The 21,411-nt window shown below is 71.8% G+C and carries 21 protein-coding genes; 15 read left to right on the top strand and 6 right to left on the bottom strand.

Features of this window, described 5'->3' with window-relative positions; all coding sequences use genetic code 11:
• Positions 1 to 28 precede the first annotated feature (28 nt).
• Positions 29 to 1,183 (bottom strand): GAF domain-containing protein, encoded by a 1,155-nt coding sequence (locus tag EDF47_RS10810; protein WP_131877798.1) that lies wholly within the window; start codon positions 1,181 to 1,183, stop codon positions 29 to 31.
• The gene (locus EDF47_RS10805) at positions 1,180 to 1,956 is read right to left on the bottom strand and encodes a ThuA domain-containing protein (protein WP_243698010.1); all 777 of its coding nucleotides are present in this window, start codon (positions 1,954 to 1,956) and stop codon (positions 1,180 to 1,182) included. Before EDF47_RS10805 ends, EDF47_RS10810 begins: the two co-directional genes overlap by 4 nt.
• An 89-nt stretch (positions 1,957 to 2,045) precedes the next feature.
• Between EDF47_RS10805 and EDF47_RS10800 the strand changes: the two genes are divergently transcribed.
• A complete protein-coding gene (locus EDF47_RS10800; RefSeq protein ID WP_131877800.1) occupies positions 2,046 to 2,498 on the top strand; it encodes a DUF3817 domain-containing protein in 453 nt (150 codons plus the stop codon).
• Positions 2,499 to 2,631: 133 nt separating this feature from the next.
• Here EDF47_RS10800 and EDF47_RS10795 read toward each other — a convergent pair whose 3' ends face one another.
• The gene (locus tag EDF47_RS10795; protein ID WP_133938159.1) at positions 2,632 to 4,842 is read right to left on the bottom strand and encodes an NADP-dependent isocitrate dehydrogenase; all 2,211 of its coding nucleotides are present in this window, start codon (positions 4,840 to 4,842) and stop codon (positions 2,632 to 2,634) included.
• Between the two features lie 193 nt (positions 4,843 to 5,035).
• Here EDF47_RS10795 and EDF47_RS10790 point away from each other — a divergent pair, with 193 nt between their 5' ends.
• Positions 5,036 to 5,401, top strand: a complete 366-nt coding sequence (locus EDF47_RS10790) for a hypothetical protein (protein ID WP_131877802.1) — start codon at positions 5,036 to 5,038, stop codon at positions 5,399 to 5,401.
• A 27-nt stretch (positions 5,402 to 5,428) separates the two neighbouring features.
• Entirely contained in the window at positions 5,429 to 7,120 is a 1,692-nt protein-coding gene (locus EDF47_RS10785) for a cation:proton antiporter (RefSeq protein WP_131877804.1), read from the top strand.
• Positions 7,121 to 7,135: 15 nt separating this feature from the next.
• Here the strand turns inward: EDF47_RS10785 and EDF47_RS10780 are convergent, their stop codons facing one another.
• Positions 7,136 to 7,630 (bottom strand): hypothetical protein, encoded by a 495-nt coding sequence (locus tag EDF47_RS10780; protein ID WP_111083592.1) that lies wholly within the window; start codon positions 7,628 to 7,630, stop codon positions 7,136 to 7,138.
• Between the two features lie 160 nt (positions 7,631 to 7,790).
• Here EDF47_RS10780 and EDF47_RS10775 point away from each other — a divergent pair, with 160 nt between their 5' ends.
• The 7 genes from EDF47_RS10775 (at position 7,791) to pucL (ending at position 14,599) form a co-directional block, all read left to right on the top strand.
• On the top strand, positions 7,791 to 8,780 hold the full coding sequence (locus EDF47_RS10775; RefSeq protein WP_131877806.1) for a M23 family metallopeptidase: 990 nt from the start codon (positions 7,791 to 7,793) through the stop codon (positions 8,778 to 8,780).
• Between the two features lie 140 nt (positions 8,781 to 8,920).
• A complete protein-coding gene (locus tag EDF47_RS10770; RefSeq protein WP_123339379.1) occupies positions 8,921 to 10,180 on the top strand; it encodes a hemolysin family protein in 1,260 nt (419 codons plus the stop codon).
• Positions 10,181 to 10,294: 114 nt separating this feature from the next.
• The gene (locus tag EDF47_RS10765; protein ID WP_123293003.1) at positions 10,295 to 11,206 is read left to right on the top strand and encodes a helix-turn-helix transcriptional regulator; all 912 of its coding nucleotides are present in this window, start codon (positions 10,295 to 10,297) and stop codon (positions 11,204 to 11,206) included.
• Positions 11,207 to 11,246: 40 nt separating this feature from the next.
• Positions 11,247 to 12,041, top strand: coding sequence for a class I SAM-dependent methyltransferase (locus tag EDF47_RS10760; protein WP_123937055.1), 795 nt, complete (start codon positions 11,247 to 11,249; stop codon positions 12,039 to 12,041).
• Between the two features lie 169 nt (positions 12,042 to 12,210).
• Positions 12,211 to 12,693, top strand: a complete 483-nt coding sequence (locus tag EDF47_RS10755) for an FBP domain-containing protein (protein ID WP_123937056.1) — start codon at positions 12,211 to 12,213, stop codon at positions 12,691 to 12,693.
• A gap of 185 nt (positions 12,694 to 12,878) precedes the next feature.
• Positions 12,879 to 13,676, top strand: coding sequence for a hydroxyisourate hydrolase (gene uraH, locus EDF47_RS20380; protein ID WP_133938157.1), 798 nt, complete (start codon positions 12,879 to 12,881; stop codon positions 13,674 to 13,676).
• Positions 13,677 to 13,681: 5 nt separating this feature from the next.
• Entirely contained in the window at positions 13,682 to 14,599 is a 918-nt protein-coding gene (pucL, locus tag EDF47_RS10745; RefSeq protein ID WP_131877812.1) for a factor-independent urate hydroxylase, read from the top strand.
• Here the strand turns inward: pucL and EDF47_RS10740 are convergent.
• Together EDF47_RS10740 and EDF47_RS10735 are read right to left on the bottom strand one after the other, a co-directional pair.
• Positions 14,596 to 16,002, bottom strand: coding sequence for a nucleobase:cation symporter-2 family protein (locus EDF47_RS10740; RefSeq protein ID WP_243698011.1), 1,407 nt, complete (start codon positions 16,000 to 16,002; stop codon positions 14,596 to 14,598). The genes pucL and EDF47_RS10740 overlap by 4 nt on opposite strands.
• 177 nt (positions 16,003 to 16,179) lie before the next feature.
• Positions 16,180 to 17,166, bottom strand: coding sequence for an aldo/keto reductase (locus EDF47_RS10735; RefSeq protein ID WP_131877814.1), 987 nt, complete (start codon positions 17,164 to 17,166; stop codon positions 16,180 to 16,182).
• A gap of 128 nt (positions 17,167 to 17,294) precedes the next feature.
• Here EDF47_RS10735 and EDF47_RS10730 point away from each other — a divergent pair, with 128 nt between their 5' ends.
• From EDF47_RS10730 to EDF47_RS10715, 5 genes are all read left to right on the top strand, one after another.
• On the top strand, positions 17,295 to 17,834 hold the full coding sequence (locus EDF47_RS10730; RefSeq protein WP_131877816.1) for an acyl-CoA thioesterase: 540 nt from the start codon (positions 17,295 to 17,297) through the stop codon (positions 17,832 to 17,834).
• 59 nt (positions 17,835 to 17,893) lie between these two features.
• Positions 17,894 to 18,130, top strand: coding sequence for a hypothetical protein (locus EDF47_RS19825; RefSeq protein WP_159572479.1), 237 nt, complete (start codon positions 17,894 to 17,896; stop codon positions 18,128 to 18,130).
• Entirely contained in the window at positions 18,127 to 19,677 is a 1,551-nt protein-coding gene (locus EDF47_RS10725) for an FAD-binding protein (RefSeq protein ID WP_165932301.1), read from the top strand. Before EDF47_RS19825 ends, EDF47_RS10725 begins: the two co-directional genes overlap by 4 nt.
• A gap of 70 nt (positions 19,678 to 19,747) precedes the next feature.
• The gene (locus EDF47_RS10720) at positions 19,748 to 20,380 is read left to right on the top strand and encodes a YdeI/OmpD-associated family protein (protein WP_131877821.1); all 633 of its coding nucleotides are present in this window, start codon (positions 19,748 to 19,750) and stop codon (positions 20,378 to 20,380) included.
• A 9-nt stretch (positions 20,381 to 20,389) separates the two neighbouring features.
• On the top strand, positions 20,390 to 21,271 hold the full coding sequence (locus tag EDF47_RS10715) for an aldo/keto reductase (RefSeq protein WP_131877823.1): 882 nt from the start codon (positions 20,390 to 20,392) through the stop codon (positions 21,269 to 21,271).
• Positions 21,272 to 21,411 lie beyond the last annotated feature (140 nt).

Genomic DNA, 21,411 nt, shown 5'->3' with positions numbered 1-21,411 from the left:
CGGCAGCGGCGTCGTCAGCGGACGGTGTTCAACGCCGCCCGAGCACGACCAGCGTCACGTCGTGGGCTGCGCCGGCCGGCACCAGGGCGCGGACCCGTTCGACGACCGCGGCACCGGTCGGCTCGGCAGCGACCAGGGCGGCCAGGTCGTCGAGGTGGCTGATCCCGTCGAGCGCCAGGACGCCCTCGGTGCACACCACGAGCCGGTCGCCCGCCGCCAGGTCGAGCATGGCGGGGGACCGCGGCACGGACTCCGGCTGCAGGCCGAGCGGCAGGTCGAGCGAGTGCAGCGCCCGGCTGGTGCCGTCGGCGCGGACGAGCACGGCGAGGCCGTGGCCGGCGTCCCCGAAGACGACGTGCCCCGACGTCGGGTCGAGCCGCAGGTGGAAGAGCGAGCCGACGGCGTCCGCAGCGGACAGGTCGGCCGTGATCTGGGCCTCCAGGCCGCCGATCGCGTCCTGCATGGCGGTCTCGGTACGCGCGACGACGGCACCGCGGACCGCGGAGGCCAGCAGGCCGGACGCGCGTCCGGCCGCCGCGACGCTGCCCATGGTGACGTGCAGCGCACCGTCGCTGGCGAGTCGCCAGTCGGCGACGTCCCCACCGCCGTCCTCGGTCCGGAGCACCAGGGTGTCGAGGTCGTGTCCGGGGACCTCGACGGGTCCGGGGACCAGGCCCTCGAGCACGCGGGTCACCCGATCGCGGTCGATCGCGTGGCCGAGTTCGCGCTCCGCCCACCGTGCGAGGTCACGCAGCAGGTCGAGGTCGGCCGCCGACAGCTCGCGCGGGGTCGCGTCCATGATGCAGAGCGTGCCGACACGGGTGCCGTCGAGCATCGACAACGGTGCTCCGGCGTAGAACCGGATGCCCTGCTCGGTGACCGCTGCCAGGTCGCGGAACCGGGGGTCCAGCAGCGCGTCCGGCACCACCATCGGCTCGTTCGTGAGCACCGTCGTCGAGCAGAAGACCTGCTCCGCCGGGGCGCTCCCGCCCTGCCGCCAGCCCTGCGTCGACTGCGCCGTCACGACGTTGCCGTGCACCAGGTTCAGGAACGTCAGCGGGACCCCGAACGCCTCTTGGGTCATGCGGGTGATGCGGTCGAACCGCTCCTCCGGGCCGCTGCCGAGGACACCGAGTGCCTCGACGACGGCGGTCCGGTGCGCGGCGGGGTCCAGCTGGGTCATGCGCTCTGTCTACCCGCACCCTCCGTCAGGAACCAGTCCCGCGGGTGCTGGTCGGCCGTCAACTCGCGTCGCTCGGACACCGGAGCGGCCCACGCCGCCGCGTTCGACAGCACGCGCTGGATGTCCGGGTGGTGGTAGACGGGGTACTCCTGGTCGCCGGGGGAGAAGTAGAAGACCTTCCCCAGACCGCGGCGGTAGGCGACCCCGGACCGGAAGACCTCGCCGCCGGCGAAGGTCGACAGGAAGACCTCTTCGTCGGGGCGCGGGATGTCGAAGAACTCGCCGTACATCTCCTGCCGGTCGATCACGATCGGGTGCGGCACCCCGGCGGCGATCGGGTGCTCCGGCGCGATCGTCCAGACGAGTTCGCGCTCACCGTCGTTGCGCCACTTCAGCGAGCAGGTGGTGCCCATCAGGCGCTTGAACGGCTTCGAGTAGTGCCCGGAGTGCAGCACCACCAAGCCCATGCCGGCGTGCACGGCGTCGACGACCAGGTCGACCACGGTGTCGCTGACCTCGTCGTGGGCGGCGTGGCCCCACCAGAACAGGACGTCGGTCGTGGCCAGGCGCTCGGCGGTGATGCCGTGGTCGGGCTCCTGCAGCGTGGCGGTGCTCACGGTGGCGTCGGGGTGGTGCTCGCGGAGCGCTGCCGCGATCACGGTGTGCATGCCGTCGGGGTAGTGCCCGATGACCGTCGCGTCACCGCGGGTCTCGTGCACGTTCTCGTTCCAGACGACGATGTTCAGGGGACGGTTCTCGGTCGGCACTGACATGGCTCCAACGCTAGCCTCCCCGGGCGTCGAATCGATACGACCACCGGAGTGTCGGGGGTTTCCCGGGACACGTCCGCGACGATGTGGGCATGACTCCCCGCTCCCTGTTCCGTGCCGCCGCGGTCGCCGAACTCGTGACCTGGACCATGCTCATCGCCGGGATGGTGCTCAAGTACGGCCTGGACGCCGGCGACTGGGGCGTCCGGATCGGCGGCGGAGTGCACGGCTTCGTGTTCCTGGCCTACCTCGTCGTGACGACCGTCGTCGCGGTCAACCAGCGCTGGACCCTCGGGGCACTCGTGCTCGGCTGGGCGAGTGCCGTCGTGCCCTACGCCACGGTGCCGTTCGAGGTCGCGGTCGCCCGCCGAGGCATGCTCGAGGGCCCGTGGCGCCGCTCACCCGACGCGCGCTCGGGCTTCTGGGACCGTCTGCTGTTCTTCGTGGTGCGTCGCCCCGCAGTCGCGGTCGTCATCGGGGTCGTGGCGGTCGCTCTGGTCTTCGTGGTGCTGCTGGCGGCGGGCCCGCCCCGCGTGACTTCGTGAGCAGAAATGGTCGGGTTCGTGATGCGGACCCGACCATTTCTGCTCACGATGCGCGGCCCTGGTCGCGACCACTGACGGACGGGAGGCCCGGTGCCAGCTGGCACCGGGCCTCCCGTCCGTCAGGTGCGTGCGTCTAGAGCGCGGCGAGCGTCGCGTTCAACGTGGCGGACGGGCGCATGACCGCGCTCGTCTTGGCGTCATCCGGGCGGTAGTAGCCGCCGATGTCGGCCGGGTGGCCCTGCACGCCGTTCAGCTCCTCGACGATCTGCTGCTCCTGCGCGTCGAGCTTGCCCGCGATCTCGGCGAACGACGCTGCGAGCTCGGTGTCCGTCGTCTGCGCTGCGAGCTCTTCCGCCCAGTACTTGGCCAGGTAGAAGTGGCTGCCGCGGTTGTCGATCGAGCCGAGCTTGCGGCCCGGGGACTTGTCCTGCTCGAGGAAGGTCCCGGTGGCACGGTCGAGCGTCTCACCGAGGATCTTCGCCCGCTCGTTGCCCGTCACACCGGCGAGGTGCTCGAGGCTGACCGCCAGGGCCAGGAACTCGCCGAGGCTGTCCCAGCGCAGGTAGTTCTGCTGCACGAGCTGCTGGACGTGCTTCGGGGCGGAGCCACCGGCACCGGTCTCGAACAGGCCGCCGCCACCGAGCAACGGGACGACGGAGAGCATCTTCGCCGAGGTGCCGAGCTCCATGATCGGGAACAGGTCCGTCAGGTAGTCGCGCAGGACGTTGCCCGTGACGGAGATGGTGTCCTCGCCGCGGCGGATGCGCTCGAGCGAGAAACGCATGGCGTCCTCCGGCGAGAGGATCTCGATCTGCAGGCCCTCGGTGTCGAGCTCGCCCAGGTACTGGCGGACCAGACCGATCAGGTTCGCGTCGTGCGCCCGGGTCTCGTCGAGCCAGAACACGGCCGGGGTCTCCGAGGCGCGGGCACGGGTGACGGCGAGCTTGACCCAGTCGCGGATGGCGATGTCCTTGGTCTGGCAGGCGCGCCAGATGTCACCGGGCTCGACGTCGTGCTCGATGACGACGTCACCGGCGGCGTTCGTCACGCGGACGGCACCGGCGCCGGGGACCTCGAAGGTCTTGTCGTGCGAGCCGTACTCCTCGGCCTTCAGCGCCATGAGCCCGACGTTGGGCACGGAGCCCATCGTCGCCGGGTCGAAGGCACCGTTGACGCGGCAGTCGTCGATCACGGTCTGGTAGATGCCGGCGTAGCTCGAGTCCGGGATCACGGCGAGGGTGTCGTGCTCGTCGCCGTCCGGGCCCCACATGTGGCCGGAGGTGCGGATCATCGCGGGCATCGAGGCGTCCACGATGACGTCGCTCGGGACGTGCAGGTTCGTGATCCCCTTGTCCGAGTCGACCATCGCCAGCTCGGGGCCCGCGGCGATGCCGTCGGTGAAGGCCTGCTTGATCTCCGCGCCGTTCGGCAGGGCGTCGAGCCCCGCGAGGATCGAGCCGAGACCGTCGTTCGGGGTGAGCCCGGCGGCGGCCAGGTCGGCACCGAAGCGCTCGAACACCGACGGGAAGAACGCCTTGATGACGTGGCCGAAGATGATCGGGTCGGAGACCTTCATCATCGTCGCCTTGAGGTGCACGGAGAACAGGATGTCCTCGGCTGCGGCGCGCTGGATCTGGTCCTGCAGGAAGGCCTCGAGTGCGGCGACGTGCAGCACGGTGCCGTCGACGACCTCGCCCTGCACGACGGGGATCGACTGCTTGAGGACCTGGGTCTCGCCGCCCTCGGCGACGAACGTGATCGTCAGGACGTCGTCGGCGGGGGCGATCCAGGACTTCTCGTTCGAGCGGAAGTCGTCGACGCCCATCGTGACGACGTTCGTCTTCGAGTCGCCGCTCCACGCACCCATGCGGTGCGGGTGCTTCCGGGCGTAGTTCTTGACGGACAGGGGAGCGCGGCGGTCGGAGTTGCCCTCGCGCAGCACGGGGTTGACGGCGCTGCCCTGGACGCGGCCGTAGCGGGCGCGGGCGTCGCGCTGCTCGTCCGTCGTGGGCTCGTCCGGGTAGTCGGGCAGGTCGTAGCCCTGCGACTGCAGTTCCTTGATCGCGACCTTGAGCTGCGGGATCGACGCCGAGATGTTCGGCAGCTTGATGATGTTCGCTCCGGGGGTCTTCGCGAGCTCGCCGAGCTCGGCCAGGGCATCGTCCACGCGCTGCTCGTCGGTGAGCCGCTCCGGGAACTGGGCGATGATCCGGCCGGCGAGCGAGATGTCGCGGGTCTCGACGTCGACACCAGCGGTGCCGGCGAAGGCCTGGATGACCGGGAGGAAGGAGTGGGTGGCGAGGAACGGCGCCTCGTCCGTGAGGGTGTAGATGATCTTGGCCATGCTGGCGGGTACTCCCTTGTTCGACCGTCGGTACGTCCACGCTACTCGTGGTGCGGGATGTCTCGACATCAAGATACATGGTCCGGCCTGCGTCCGGCAGGTACTCGGCAGACGTCCTGGAGGCGCACTGTCGGCTCATAGGAACGCTCGGTGGACTGGTCTTCCGCAGTTCCAGAGCCGCAGGAGGGCGATCATGGCGACGACACGTGAGACACCGGAGGACTTCGGGTGGACCGCGGAGGACCTCCGCTCGGCCTACGCCTCGGACGGCAGCGGCCCGTACCGGTACGCGCCGGACGGCTCGGGGCCGTTCTCGTACGACGTCGACGGTTCCGGACCGTGGCTCGTCGGGCCGGAACCGCGCCGGGGGCTGGCACGGTTCGCCCCGCGTGACCGCGGTGGACGCTCCCGACTCCGCCGCATCGGCACAGCGGTGAGCGCCGGGGCGCTGGCGCTCGTGCTCGCCGTCGGCAGCGTCGCGGTCGTCGCCCACGCCGCCCCTCCACACCCTTCGGTCCAGGCGGGGTCTCTCCACAGCGGTGAGCCCGACAGGACCTGATCGCGCGGACGGTGCCACGCTGGACCGGTGACCGAACTCCTCGTGGTCGGCGTCATCGCCGTCATCGCCATCGCGGGTGCCGCCGTGCTCGGGCCCCGCATCGGGGTCGCGGCGCCACTCGTGCTCGTCGCCGTCGGGGTCGTCGCGAGCCTGCTGCCCTTCATCCCGAACGCGGAGATCGAGCCCGAGTGGATCCTCGCCGGAGTCCTGCCGCCGCTGTTGTACTCGTCGGCGGTGTCGATGCCGTCGATGAACTTCCGGCGCGAGTTCGGTGCCATCAGTGGGCTGTCGGTGCTGCTCGTCGTCGCGAGCAGCCTCGTGCTCGGGCTCTTCTTCGCCTGGGTGGTCCCGGGCCTCGGCTTCTGGTGGGGGATCGCCCTCGGTGCGATCGTGAGTCCCACCGACGCCGTCGCGACGTCGATCGTCAAGCAGACCTCGGTGTCGCGCCGGGCGATCTCGATCCTCGACGGTGAATCGCTCCTCAACGACGCCACCGCACTGGTGCTCCTGCGGACGGCCATCGTGGCCGCTGCCGCGTCGTTCTCGTTCTGGGGAGCGCTCGGCGACTTCGCGGGCGCCGTGGCCATCGCGGTGGTCATCGGCTGGTTCGTCGGCTGGCTGAACGTGTTCGTGCGCTCCCGGGTGCCGAGCGCAGCGGTGAACACGGCGCTGTCCTTCGCGGTGCCGTTCGTCGCCGCGGTACCGACCGAGCACTTCGGCGGGTCAGGACTCGTCGCCGCTGTCGTCGCGGGGCTGTTCACCGGCATCGTCGGACCGCGCAAGCTCCCGCCGGGGCACCGACTGTCCGACGCGCAGAACTGGCAGACCATCGAGCTCGTGCTCGAGGGCGCGGTGTTCCTGACGATGGGGCTCGAACTCGCGACGATCCTCCGCGACGTGCAGGAGGACCACTCCGGCATCGGCCCGGCGCTGCTCATCGCCGTCGGCGCCCTCGTGCTCACCGTGCTCGTCCGGACCGCGTACGTCGTGCCGCTCCTGTTCGCGCTGTCGGCGGCCGCCAAGCGCGGTGAGCGGATGCAGGACCGCTTCGCCGAGATGCACGCCGGCGACCGCGACGCGATGAGCGAGGTGATCCGCGAGCACCGACCGGGCAACCGGGCGCCGTCGGAGCGCGAACTCGACCGGTTCACGACACGCGTCCGGCGAACCCTGGCGGACATCGCGTACTACACGACGGCACCGCTGGGCTGGCGCGAGGGCACGGCGGTGGTCTGGGCGGGCATGCGCGGCGCGGTGACCGTCGCGGCGGCGCAGACCCTGCCGACGGACACTCCGGAACGGTCGCTCCTGGTGTTCGTCGCGTTCGCGGTGGCCCTGCTCTCGCTCGTCGTGCAGGGCAGCACGATCGGCCCGCTGCTCCGTCGGATCGCCGCACCGGTGCCGGACACCGCCGCGAAGGACACCGAGGAACGCGGGCGGTTGCTGGAACTCATGCGGACCGCGGCGGAGCAGGTCCCCGGTACCAGCGAAGCCGGCCCCCGGACGCGCGAGGAACTGGAGGCAGCCGATCCGGCGGAACTCCGCGCGTGGATGGGCCGCGAGAAGGCGCGGCGGCTCGCCGTGCTCGAGGCACAACGCGCCGCGATCCTCGACGCCCGCGACGACGGCACCTTCGACGCCGAGGTGCTCGAGTCGATGCTGCAGAACCTCGACGCCGAGCAGATCGCCCTCGAACTCCGCGGGGCGCCTGCCCGCTGACGACGGCCAGGCCGGTCAGGTGCCGATCGAGACGCGGAACACCCGGACGCCGGCGGCCCGGAGTGCTGCGAGCCCGAGCCGCATCCGCATGCTGCGGAACGGCCGCTCGAACCCCGACGGCGCCGATGCGGCGTCGATCTGGTGGAGCACCTCGGACGTCAGAGTGCGCTCGACCTTGGGCGCGAGCCGTGTCAGTCCCGAGACCGTCACCACGATCCGGACGGCGTGCGGCACGAGCAGCGGATCGATGAGCTCAGCGGCCGCCTGGGCACGGTGGAACGCGGGGTCGTCACCGGGGCGCCGGATCGCGATGACCGCGAGTTCGGCGTCCCAGGTCTCCTCGGGGTCCGGCAGGTCGTCGACCCCGATGACCCGCATGCGTGCGGCGTCGATGCCCGCGCGCACCGCGGCGGCGCGGAGCACGGGCAGGAGTTCCTGGGTGCCGGCGAGCACGACGTCGGCGGTGCCGAGGTCGACCTGCGCGGGCCGCTCTCGCGGCGATCGGGCCATGGTGCGGGTCCTTCCGTCGCTTTCCCACGACGCTACCGATGTCGGACGGTCGGGGGCGTCGGGGCCCGCGGTGATCAGGTGCCTCCCAGCCCCGCGGTAACGAAAAGATCACGGTGGGGCCTGTACAAAGCGACAGAGTCGTGCAGAATGGTGGGCGGCCATGACGACTGCACCCGAACTCGACCAGCACCCGGAGACCCCGGTGGTGCACCTGTCCCGTCGCGCTGCCCTCGAGGCCGAGCGCGCCGCAGCCCGGAAGCCCCAGCGCCGAGCGGACAAGCCGGAGAAGCCCGCCAAGGTCGCGAAGCCCGTCGGCCGCCGCGCCACCGCAGCCCGCGCGACGACCGAGCACGTCGACACCCGCATCACGCGCGTGGTCCGCCGCCCCGCTGCCACCGTGACGAGCGTCCCGAAGGCCCCACGGGCCTCCCGGTCCGGTCGTGCCGGACGGATCACCCTGACCAGCGCGGCCGCTGCGATCGCGATGTTCGCCGCCTCGGCGATGCCCGCCCACGCCAGCGCCGGCACCTCGATGGCGACCTCGACCATCGCGCCGATCGTGCGCACCCAGGACTACGCGGTCACCCAGGCGGTCACCGCGACCGGGCTCGACCGCGACGGGTTCACCGTCGGCGGCGGTACGACGCGCCGGATCGTCACCACCGGCGGCACGGCCGACACGAGTGGCATCGCAGGCGAAGCCGTCTCGTACGGCGGCGCGGTCCGCTCCCCGTTCCCCGGCCCGGTGCAGATGAGCTCGGGCTTCGGCTACCGCTCGGCACCGTGCGGCGCGTGCTCCTCGCTGCACCAGGGCCTCGACTTCACGCCCGGCATGGGCACGGCCATCGGTGCCGTCGCCGCGGGCACCGTCCGGATCTCGGGCACGTACTTCTCGTACGGCAACGCCGTGATCATCGACCACGAGATCGACGGCCGCCAGGTGTCGACGCTCTACGGGCACATGATCCCCGGCTCGTCACCGCTCAAGGTCGGCGACCAGGTCGAGGCCGGCGAGTTCATCGGGCTCGTGGGTTCCTCCGGTGTCTCGACCGGCGCGCACCTGCACCTCGAGGTCCTGATGGACGGCGTGACCCCGATCGACCCCGAGGCGTGGCTCGAAGCCCGCATCGGCCGCTCGCTCACGACCTAGCACCGCACCACGCATCCCGGACGCACAGCAGACGTCGAGCGCTGGTGGGGTGACGTCACAGCTGCCCTGTGCAGACTCACAGGCATGGACGATCACCACAGACCGCCCGCCCGTCGTCGATCCGAGGAAGCTGCCCGCTGATGGGCGCCGACACCTGGATCGCCTTCGGGCTCGTCATCCTCTTCGTGCTCGTCGGCGGGGTCTTCGCCGCCGCCGAGATCGCACTCGTCTCGCTCCGTGAGTCGCAGCTGCAGCAACTCGAACGCCGGGGTTCCCGTGGCCTGCGGGTCGCCGAACTCGGGCGTGACCCGAACCGCTTCCTCGCGGCCGTGCAGATCGGTGTGACCGTCGCCGGGTTCTTCTCCGCCGCGTACGGCGCCTCGTCGATCGCGCCCGACGTCGCACCCGTGTTCACCGGGCTCGGACTCGGCCAGGGGGCCGCCGAGACGGTCGCCCTCGTGTTGATGACCCTCGTCATCGCCTACCTGTCGCTCGTGTTCGGCGAGCTCGTGCCGAAGCGACTCGCCCTGCAGCGGGCCGAGGGCTTCTCGATGCTCGTCGCACCGACCCTCGACCGCTTCGCGACCCTGATGCGCCCGGTGATCTGGGTGCTGTCGGCCTCGACGAACCTGGTCGTCCGCGCACTCGGTGGCGACCCGAACGCCCGCAGCGAGTCGATGAGCACCGAGGAGCTCCGCGGCCTCGTCGACGAGCACACCGGCGTCGACGAGCAGGGCCGCCGGATCGCCCGGAGTGCGCTGGACGCCGGTGACCGGATCCTGCGCGAGTCGATGCGCCCCTGGTACGACGTGTCCACGATCGACGCCGCGCTGACCATCGCCGAGGCCACGGACCACGCGATCGAGGTCGGGCACACCCGGTACCTCGTGACCTCCGGCGGACGCGACGAGGTCGACGGCTTCGTGCACCTCCGCGACCTGCTCCGTCCGAGCGACCCGTCCGCACCGGTGTCGACCCTGGTACGCCCGGTGCTTGCACTGCCGGAGACGAAGTCGCTGTCGAGCGCGATCGCGGACATGCGGACCGACGGGCACCAGATCGCCCTGGTGGTGGACGAGTACGGCGGCAGTGCGGGCATGGTCACGCTCGAGGCGCTGCTCGAGGACCTCGTCGGCCGTATCCGCGACGAGTACGACGAACCCACGGCCGAGCACGACGGCGTGGACGGGTCCACGGTGCTCGAGGACCTCGTCGCCGACGGCGGTCCGGCGCTGCCCGACGGTGACTACGAGACCGTCGGCGGCCTCGTCCAGGTCCACCTGGACCGCGTGCCGGAGGTCGGCGACGTCGTCGCCGCCGGCGGACACCGCCTCGAGGTGACCGCCATGGACGGTCACCGCGTGGCGCGCGTCCGGATCACGGCCGACGTCACGCTCTGAACTCCGCGCAGCTGACCTGGAGGCCCGTGGCGGCGCCGCCACGGGCCTCCCGTCCGCCCGGCGGGTACCGCCAGTGCCTGCCGGACGGACAGCGCCGCCACGTACGCTCTCCCCATGGGTATCGACGTGCGCAACGAGATCCGCGACTTCCTGTCCTCACGGCGAGCGCGGCTCACCCCCGAGCAGGTCGGCATGCCGTCGTTCGGCGGCGGGGTCCGACGCGTCCCCGGGCTGCGGCGGCACGAGGTCGCGATGCTCGCCGGCGTGAGCGTCGACTACTACACGCGGCTCGAGCGCGGATCGCTCAAGGGGGTCTCGGACAGCGTGCTCGAGGGCCTCGCGAGCGCCCTGCAGCTCGACGAGGACGAGCGCGTCCACCTGTGGGACCTCACCCGACTGGCGAACTCCGGCGTCAAGACGATGCACCGCACCGTCCCCACGCGGGTCCGCCCCGGCGTCCAGCGCCTGCTCGACGCCATCACCGGCGCGCCTGCCTGGGTGCGGAACGAACGCGGTGACGTCGTCGCGACGAACGAGCTCGGTCGCGCGCTGTACTCGCCCATGTTCGCCGGCCCGGGGCGTCCCGTGAACACCGCACGCTTCACGTTCCTCGACCCCGCTGCCCGAGACTTCTTCCCGGACTGGGCGCAGACCGCGAAGGACGCCGTCGCCGTGCTCCGGGCGGCTGCGGTGTCGAACCCGTGCGAGCCCGGACTCATCACCCTGGTCGGGGAGCTCTCCACCCGCAGCGAGGAGTTCCGCGGCTGGTGGGCCGCGCACGACGTCCGGCTGCAGCGCGCCGGCGGGAAGCGCATCGACCACCCGATTGTCGGCGAGCTCCGGTTGTCGTACGAGGCGCTCGACCTGGTCGCCGACCCCGGCCTGACGTTGTTCACGTACTCGGCCGAGCCGGGCAGCGAGTCCGAGCGGTCGCTGGCCCTGCTCGGCACCTGGGCCGCGACGGAACGGGCCGAGCAGTACGCGGCCCTGCGCGCGGCGGAGTCGGAGTCCGAGTCGGTCGACTGAACCGCTGGTCGGCCCGGCGCACGGTTCGTAGGCTGGGGCCGTGACGAGGACGACGGACGGATCAGCGGGGGACGCCGACTACGCCCGCATCGGCCAGGACTACCGGCAGTACCGGCGCCCCGAACCGACGTTCGCCCGGGCGATCGCGAAGGCCCTCGGCGACGCCCGCACCGTCCTCAACGTGGGTGCCGGTGCCGGATCCTACGAGCCGACCGATCGCGACGTCACGGCTGTCGAACCCTCGGCGTCGATGCGTGCCCAACGACCGGACACCCTGTCGATGGCGATCGACGCCACCGCCGAGGACCTGCCCTTCGACGACGACACGTTCGACGCCGCGATGACGACGTTCTCGGTGCACCAGTGGGGCGACCTCGAGCGCGGGCTGGCCGAGCTGCGCCGGGTGACCCGGGGTCCGGTCGTGATCCTGACGTGCGACCCGGCCCGCGTCGAGGACTTCTGGCTCGCCGAGTACGCACCAGAGGTGATGGCGACCGAGGCCCGGCGCTACCCGGCGCTCGACCGCATCGCCGCCGCGCTGGGCGACGACACCGTCACGAACACCCCGCTGCCGATCCCGTTCACGTGCGTCGACGGCTTCTCCGAGGCGTACTACGCCCGCCCGGAGCGCCTGCTCGACCCCGGCGCCCGGAAGGCGAACTCGGCGTGGAGCTTCGTCGACGAGCTCACCGCCCGGCGATCGGTGGCCGCCCTCCGTACCGCGCTCGACTCCGGCGAGTGGGACCGGCGGCACGGGGCGCTGCGGATCCAGCCGACCTACGAGGGCGCCCTCGTCCTGGTGACGGCCGTCCCCGCGCTTGACACGTCGACGTAGGCTGGTCGCGTGAGCTTCCAGGAGGTGGTCGGCGCCCGTAACGCCGGCATCAGGGCGTGAGGCCCCCGGTCGTGCCCGCAGGCACGGCCGCCCTCGTCGAACCCTGACCTCCTTCCGCCCGGTGCGGTGTGCGTCCGCACGCCCCGGGCCCGCTCGAAAGCGATGCACCATGCTCCCCATCACGGAGAAGACCCTCCGCACGTCCTTCGTCAACGCCTCCCGCAAGGAGACGACCGACATCACGCTGCCCGCCGACTTCGAGACGATCGGCTGGGACGCCCTCGACTTCCTGGGCTGGCGCGACCCGAAGATCGGTCGGCGTGCGTACGCCGTCGTGCCGACACTCGAGGGAACGCTCGTCGGCATCGTGTTCCGGCAGGCCGAGGCCTCGTCGCGCTCGCGCGCCCAGTGCTCGTGGTGCCAGGACGTCAAGCTGCCGAACGACGTCGTGTTCTACAGCGCGAAGCGGTCCGGCAAGGCGGGGCGGAACGGCGACACCGTCGGCACGCTCGTCTGCCAGGACTTCCAGTGCTCGCGGAACGTCCGGAAGCTGCCGCCGCCCGCGTACGAGGGCTACGACGTCGAGGCCGCGCGCCTGCGGCGCATCGAGGACCTGCAGCTGCGCGCAGCGTCCTTCGCCACGGAGGTCTGAGCCGCCGAGGTCTGAGCCGCCGGCGTCTCGCGTCCGCAACGCGACGGACGGCGGACGGGAGGCGCGGGGCGGGGCCGCCACGGGCCTCCCGTCCGGCAGACGCGACCGTTTCAGGGCCGCGGGTCGCGTTGCGGGGGAAACCGCCCGGTAACGCGGGTGAAACGGTCGTTCCGTAGCCTCGCCACATGGACCTCGGCGACCTCGACGACGCGACCGCCCCCGACGCCGCCGCGGTGATCCGGCGATGGGCCGACGTGCCCGCGTGGGTCGACGCCCTGGTGGCCGCGCGCCCCTTCGGCTCGGTGCCGGCGCTGATCGACCGGGCACGTGCCGAGTCGGCGTCGTGGGGTGGGCCGGAACTCGACCACGCCCTCGCGCAGCACCCGCGGATCGGGGAGCGGACGACCGATGCCTCGTCCGCCCGCGAACAGTCGTCGATGCGCACCGCCGGCGACGAGGTGGCCGGCCGGATCGCCGACGGCAACGTCGCGTACGAGCAACGGTTCGGGCGGGTGTTCCTGGTGCGGGCCGCCGGTCGGACCCCCGAGGAGCTGCTGGCCGAGCTCGACCGGCGCCTCGGGGCCGACCCGGCGGTCGAGGCGCACGAGGCCGCCGCTGCCCTCGCCGACATCGCCCTGCACCGCATCCGTGCGACCTTCGCCGTGCCGCACCTGACCACGCACGTGCTCGACGCCACCACCGGCACCCCGGCGGTCGGCGTCGGCCTGACGCTCAGCACCGTCGACGGTGACGTCGTCGCGACCGGCTCGACCGATACCGACGGCCGTGCGGCACTCGGCCCCGACGTGCTCGCGCGCACCGACCACGTGCTGCGTTTCGACACCGGCCCGTACTTCGCCGCCGCCGGGGTGCCGACCTTCCACCCGTTCGTGACCGTGGCGTTCCGCGTCACGGGAACCGAGCACCTGCACGTCCCGCTGCTGCTGAGCCCCTTCGCCTACAGCACCTACCGAGGGAGTTGACCGCCATGTCGGAGACCACCGTCCACTTGGGACCGAACAAGTACGGCAAGGCCGAGAACCGCCTGGTGCGGGTGACCCGGCACGGGGACCGGCACGAGATCGCCGACCTGACCGTGACGTCGCAGCTCATCGGCGAGGCGTTCGCCGGGTCGTTCACCAGCGGCGACAACTCCCGGATCGTCGCGACGGACACCCAGAAGAACACCGTGTTCGCCCTGGCGAAGGAGCACGGCGTCGGAGCTCCGGAGGACTTCCTCGCCCTGCTCGCCGACCAGTTCACGAGCGAGTTCGACTGGGTCGAGGGCGGGCTCTGGCAGGCGGAGGTGCACCCGTGGGAACGCATCACGGTCGACGGGCAGCCGCACGACCACTCGTTCCGCCGCACCGGCACCGGGACCCGTCTGGCGACGGTGCACGTCGAGGGCGGCGAGCGCCACGTCACCGGCGGCGTCAAGGACCTGGTCGTCCTGAAGTCGACCGGCTCCGAGTTCCACGGGTTCCCGCGGTCGCGGTTCACGACCCTGCCGGAGACGACGGACCGGATCATGGCGACCGAGGTCACGGCGCGGTGGCGGTACCTGCCGTCCGCCGTCGAGGCCGGGATCGACTACGACCACCTGTACGAGGAAGTCGTCGCCGTGATGCTCGAGCAGTTCGCCACGGTGCACTCGCTCGCCCTGCAGCAGACGCTGTGGGAGATGGGGCGGGCGGCGATCGAACTGCGGCCCGAACTCGCCGAGGTGCGGTTCGCGATGCCGAACAAGCACCACTTCGTCGTGGACCTCTCGCCGTTCGACCTGACGAACGAGAACGAGGTGTTCATCGCGGCCGACCGTCCCTACGGGCTGATCGAGGGGACGGTCGTCCGCGACGGCGTGGCCGAGGCGCCCCGCGCGTGGGAGCACCTGCCCGCCTTCGTCTAGGCCGAGGGCTCCTCGCGCGGCAGTGCGATCGGCGCCGTCGACCGCACCCCGTCGTACGAACCGACCGCCGGGTCCTCGCCGTACCGCTCGGCCACGGAACGCGACCCGAGCAGCAGGTTGAGCAGGATCGCCGCGACGGCGCCGGCCGAGATCCCCGAGTCGAACACCAGCGTGAACCAGGTCGGGAACTGCCCGTAGATCTCCGGGGCGACGGTCGGCAGCAGCGCGATGCCGAGCGGCAGCGCCACGACCAGGACGTTCCGGTTGTCGAACCGCACCTTCGACAGCGTCCTGATGCCCGACGCCGCGACCATGCCGAACAGCGCGACACCGGCACCGCCGAGCACCGCGTGCGGGATCGCCTCGACCACCGCGGCCACCTTCGGCACCAGGCCCAGCACCACGAGGATGCCGCCTGCCGCCGTCGCCACGTACCGGGAGCGCACGCCGGTCAGTGCGACGAGCCCGACGTTCTGCGCGAACGCCGTGTACGGGAACGTGTTGAACACCCCGCCGACGACGGTGCCGAGTCCGTCCGCGCGCAGACCGTCGGCGAGCGTGCGCTTCGACACCGGGCGGCCGGTGACCTCGCCGACCGCGATCATGTCGCCGGTGGTCTCGGTCATGATCACGAGCCCGACGACGAGCATCGACACGATCGAGGCGAGGTCGAACGTCGGCAGCCCGAAGTGGAACGGCGTGACGAAGGCGAACCAGCCCGCGCCGCCGATGCCCGAGCCGTCGACCATGCCGGGGACGAACAGCGCCACGACCGTGCCGAGCAGCAGTCCGAACAGCACCGAGACCCGGGCGAGACCGCGCGGCGCGAACCGTTCGACCAGGACGATCGCGAGCAGGACCCCGGCGGCGAACGCGACGTCGAGCGGGTCGGCAGCACCGTCCTTGCCGCCGTCGGTGACCCAGCCGGCGGCGACGCTCATGAGCGACAGACCGATGATGAGGATGACCGTGCCGGTGACGATCGGTGGGAACAGCCGGACGAGCTGCGCGAACCACGGTGCGACGACCACCATGAAGACACCGCAGGCGATCGTCGCCCCGTAGACGGCGGTGATGCCGTGCTCCGATCCGATCGCGATCATCGGGCCGACCGCGGCGAAGGTGACACCCTGCACGAGCGGCAGCCGGACCCCGAACCGCCAGAAGCCGACGGACTGCACGATCGTGGCGAGGCCCGCGACGAACAGGTCGGCGCTGATGAGGAACGCCAGGTCGGCGCTGTCGAAGCCGAGGGCCCCACCGACGATGAGCGGCACGGCGATCGCGCCCGCGTACATCGCGAGCACGTGCTGCAGGCCGAGCGGCAGGAGCCTGGCGAGCGGTGGGACGGAGTCGACGCCGTCCTCGGTCGGTGTCGCGCGCGGTGTCTTCGTGGTCGTCATGGCGTCCCCTTCGAGCGGTGGTTTCCCTGTGCTCCGGACGCTATGCACCCCGTGTTTCCCCGCGATGACGGGCGTGGGTCGCGTCGGTCACCGGACCAGCGCCCGAAACGCACGCCGAGACGGACGGGAGGCCCGTGGCGGATCCGCCACGGGCCTCCCGGCCGTCATCCGGTTGCGTCAGCGACCGATGGTCGACATGTCGGGGTAACGGTCGCCGCTCGGGACCGGGAGCGCCGACAGGCGCGTGACCTGGTCCGCGGTGAGGGTCAGGTCGGCGGCACCGACGTTCTCCTCGAGGCGCGACACGCGCTTCGTGCCCGGGATCGGCACGACGTCGTCGCCCTGGGCGAGCAGCCAGGCGAGGGAGACCTGGGCCGGGGTGGCTTCGGCCTCGGTCGCGATCGCCTTGACGGCGTCGACGATGCGCATGTTCTGCGCGAACGCTTCCTCTTGGAAGCGCGGGTTCGCCAGGCGGAAGTCGTCGGAGTCCAGGTCGGACGGCTTCGTGATCGCACCGGTCAGGAACCCACGGCCGAGCGGCGAGTACGGCACCAGGCCGATGCCGAGCTCGCGCAGGGTGTCGAGCACCGCACCCTCGGGGTCGCGCGTCCACAGCGAGTACTCGCTCTGCAGGGCGGTGATCGGGTGGACCGCGTGGGCCTTCCGGATCGTCTCGGGTCCGGCCTCGGACAGGCCGATGTGCCGGATCTTGCCCTCCTGCACGAAGCCCGCGAGCTGCCCGATGACGTCCTCGATCGGGACGGCCGGGTCGACGCGGTGCTGGTAGTACAGGTCGATGTGGTCGGTGCCGAGGCGCCGCAGGGACCCCTCGAGGGCCTCGCGCACGGACTCCGGTGCGGAGCTGATGCCGCGGCCGGTGGCGGGCGTCTCCTCACCGGCGGTGTGGGTGATGAGGCCGAACTTCGTCGCGATCACGACGTCGTCGCGGCGGTCGGCGAGGGCCCGGCGGAGCAGGTCCTCGTTCGTGTAGGGGCCGTACGCCTCGGCCGTGTCGAACAGGGTGACGCCGAGATCGATCGCGCGGTGGATCGTGTGGATCGACTCCGCGTCGTCGGTGCCGGCGCCCGTGTAGAAGGCGCTCATGCCCATGGTGCCGAGGCCGACGGGTCCGACCTCGAGGTCTGCGAGCTTGCGTGTCTGCATGGTGCAGGTCTACTCCGGGTGCGCCGCTCGGAGGAAGGCACTGCCTGTGCCGGTCAGACACGGGCACCGTTCGTGTGGATCCTCCAAGGTCCACGCGGGGCAGCGCGGCCTTCTGGTGTGATCGGGGCGTGAACCTGTACTTCCGGCTGTTCCTGTTGCGCCTGCGTGTCCGGCTCCGCCCGACGACGGGTGGACGGCGGCCGTCGCTCTGGGACGAGGCACGCACACCGTTCCGCGTGACCCTGACCGACCTGGACCCGCTGCGGCACGTGAACAACGGGAAGTACCTGTCGATGCTCGACCTCGGGCGGCTCGACCTGATGCTGCGGTCGGGGTTCTGGGGCGCGATCGCGGAGCGCGGCTGGTACCCGGTCGTCTCGGCGCAGACCATCACGTACAAGCGGCCCCTGACGCTCGGGCAGCGGTTCGAGCTCGTGACCCGGGTGCTCGGCGTCGACGACCGGGCCGTGTACCTGGAGCAGACCTTCGTCCGTCGCGGAGCCGTCGTCGCCCGTGCCGTCGTGCAGGCGCGGTTCCTGCGCCGCGCCGGCGGAACGGTCCCGATGGCGGACCTGCTCGACGCCGTCGGCGGAGCACCGGCCGACCGTGAACTGCCCGCGTGGGTGCACGGGTGGGCTGGTGCCGTTCGGATCAGCAGCGCGGCGTAGTCACGGCGGCGGTACGCTCGGGGGACGGGGTGGACGCCCCGGGACGGAAGGGGAACGTCATGGTCGTCATGTGGATCGTCATCGGAGTGGTCGTGGCCATCGCCGCGCTGCTCACCGTGCTCGAGGTGCAGAACCGCCGTCGTGCGAAGCGCCTCGCCCACCTCGAACCGGTCGACCCGACACTCGGCGCCCGCTCCCTCGCCGACGCCGAAGCGGCGCACTCGATGACCGAGGGCCTCGCGAAGTCTGCACACCCCGGCATCACCGGTGCCAGCGGGGGACTCGCCGGCTCGTGAGCCGCACGTCGACCCGGCGCGCCCTGCTCGCCGGGGGCGTCGGACTCGGGCTCGCCGGGGTCCTGGCAGCGTGCACCCGGCCGAGCCCCACTCCGTCGGGTTCGCCGCGACCGACCGCCAGCGGCTCCGCACAGCCGACGAGGACGCCTTCGAGCACGCCGACGCCCGGCGGCCCCGACTCGTGGGACGCCCTCGCCGCCGCGGTCTCCGGCACGGTGCTCCGGTCCGGGTCGAACGGGTGGGACAGCGCCCGCGTGCTCGAGAACCCGCGGTACGACGACGCCGACCCGCAGGGCATCCTGCGCGTCGCCGGGGTCGCGGACGTGCAGGCCGGTCTCGCCTTCGCGCGGAACACCCGCACCCCCGTCGCACTGCGCGCGGGTGGGCACTCGTACACGGGCTGGTCCGCCGGCGGCGCACCCGGGACCGACGTCCCGCGGTCGCTCGTGATCAGCACGCAGGACCTCGACGACATCGAACTGCACGACGACGACACCGTCACGATCGGCCCGGGCGCGCAGCTCGGGGACGTCTACGCCGCGCTCGCGAAGGCCGGACGGGCGATCGGCGCCGGCTCCTGTCCGACCGTCGGCATCGGCGGGCTCACCCTCGGCGGTGGGGTCGGCGTGCTCGTCCGCTCGTTCGGGCTGACCTGCGACCAGCTCACCGGCGTCACGCTCGTCACTCCGGACGGCGCCGTGCACGAGGTCTCGACGTCCAGCGAACCGGACCTGTTCTGGGCTTGCCGCGGTGGGGGCGGTGGAACCGTCGGCGTCGTGACCGCACTGACGTACCGGACGCAGGCCGCGCCTCCCGTCCTGCTCTTCAGCATCACGTTCGCGTGGTCGGCCGCCGCTGCCGTGGTGCGCGCCTGGCAGGACTGGGCGCCCACCGCCGACCCGAAGCTGTGGTCGACGCTCAAGCTGCTGAACGGCAGTCGGCACACCGCGCCGACGGTCACCGTGACCGGCGTGTGGACCGGATCGAAGACCGGCGCCGACACCTCCGTCGACGGTTTCATCGCCGCCACCGGTGCGAAGCCCCTCGCCCACACCGGGCAGGTGCTCACCTACGGCGCCGCGATGTCCGCGCTGGCGGGGAAGCCGCAGCGGGTGTCCGAGGCAGCGACGTCGTCGATCGGATCGGCGAAGCTCACCGACGCGCAGATCGACGTGCTCGTCGCCCGGGCGGCCGCGGCGGGCGACGTCGACGGCAACCTCGAGGGCGGGGTCGCGCTCGATGCCCTCGGCGGCGTCGTGGCGGACATCGGCCGGACCGACTCGGCGTTCCCGTGGCGGTCCGCGCTCATGACAGTGCAGTACACCGCGGTCTTCGCCGACGGCGCGGACCCCGCACCGTTCGACGCGTACGTGCGGGGGTTCCGACGGGCCATGCGGCCGGCGTGGGGCGACGCGGCGTACGCGAACTACTGCGACGCGGCGATCACGGACCCGTCGGCGTACTTCGGGGACAACACCTCGCGCCTGCACCGCATCGCCGAACAGGCGGACCCGACGGGCGTGCTCGACCAGCCGAACTGGGTCTGACGCCGCACGAGTCTCGGCCCGACGCACGCGAGAGCCGGGGCCGGCCGGCGGGCCGTCCTACGATGACCGCATGGACATCGTCGACCTGGTGCTGCCGGACGTCGCTGCCTGGCGCGCCTGGCTCGACGCGCACGAGGGTGACGCGGACGGGGTGTGGCTCGTGCTCGCGAAGAAGGGCGTCACCGAGCCGACGACCCTGACCTACGACACCGCCCTCGACGAGGCACTGTGCTCGGGCTGGATCGACGGGCAGCGGCGTGGGCGGGACGACACGACCTACCGCCAGCGGTTCACCCCGCGGCGGAAGGCCTCACTCTGGTCGCAGCGCAACCTCGGGCTCGTGGCGACGCTCATCGCCGACGGCCGGATGCGCGAGCGCGGGCAGGCCGAGATCGACCGGGCGAAGGGCGACGGCCGGTGGGACCGCGCGTACGCCGGGCCGGCGACCGCCACCGTCCCCGAGGACCTGCAGGCCGCGCTCGACGCGTCACCCGCGTCAGCCGCCCTGTTCGCCGAGCTCGACGGCACGAACCGGTACGCCGTGCTGCACCGGATCACGACCGCGCCGAGTGCGACCTCGCGGACGAACCGGCTGACCAAGCTCGTCGCAGGGCTGGAACGGGGTGAGACGCCGCACCCGCGTCCGGACCGGTCGGAGCGGCGGGGGACACCGACTCAGGGACCGGCAACGCCTCCGGCGTAGACCGGGGACATGACCACTGGCACCGACACCACGAACCGTCCGGCCGCCGCCTCCGGCACCTTCCGCATCGGGGGCGACCTCGAGGTCCACCGCCTCGGCTACGGCACCATGCAGCTCACCGGCCCCGGCGTCTGGGGACCTCCGAAGGACCACGACGAGGCCATCCGCGTGCTGCAGCGCGCCGTCGAGCTCGGCGTGGACTTCTTCGACACCGCCGACTCGTACGGCCCGTACGTCGCCGAGGAGCTCCTGCACGAGGCGCTCCACCCCTACGGGGACGACGTCGTCATCGCGACGAAGGCCGGACTCACCCGGACCGGCCCGAACGAGTGGCCGCCGGTCGGCCGTCCGGAGTACCTGCGTCAGGAGGCCGAGATGAGCCTCCGCCGTCTGGGCCTCGAGCGCATCGACCTGTTCCAGCTGCACCGCATCGACCCGAAGGTCCCGCTCGAGGACCAGGTCGGCGAGCTGAAGAAGCTGCAGGACGAGGGCAAGATCCGGCACATCGGCCTGTCCGAGGTGTCGGTCGACGACGTCAAGGCTGCCCAGGAGATCGCGACGATCGTCTCCGTGCAGAACCTGTACAACCTGCAGAAGCGCGACGCCGAAGAGCTCCTCGACTGGTCGACCGAGCAGGGCATCGCGTTCATCCCGTGGTTCCCGCTCGCGACCGGCGGGCTGACCGGCGAGGACTCCCCGCTCACCGAGATCGCGTCGCGGAAGGGTGCGTCCCCGGCGCAGCTCGCCCTCGCGTGGCTGCTCAAGCGCTCGCCCGTCGTGCTCCCGATCCCGGGTACCTCGAGCGTCTCGCACCTGGAGGACAACCTGCAGGGCGCGACCATCGAGCTGACCGACGACGAGTTCGAGGAGCTGTCGAAGCTGGGTTCCTGACCCGGGGTCGCGGACGCGACCGAAACGGCGGACGGGAGGCACGGTGCCAGCTGGCACCGTGCCTCCCGTCCGTCTCCCGCGCTCCCCACCACCGCGCTTGCGCATGCATACGCAGTATGGGCATACTCGGTATGTCCATG

This window comes from Curtobacterium sp. PhB190 (assembly GCF_004365385.1).
Lineage (GTDB): Bacteria > Actinomycetota > Actinomycetes > Actinomycetales > Microbacteriaceae > Curtobacterium.
The sequence above is the reverse complement of the archived record's forward strand: the minus strand, read 5'-3'. Positions and strand labels throughout refer to the sequence as shown.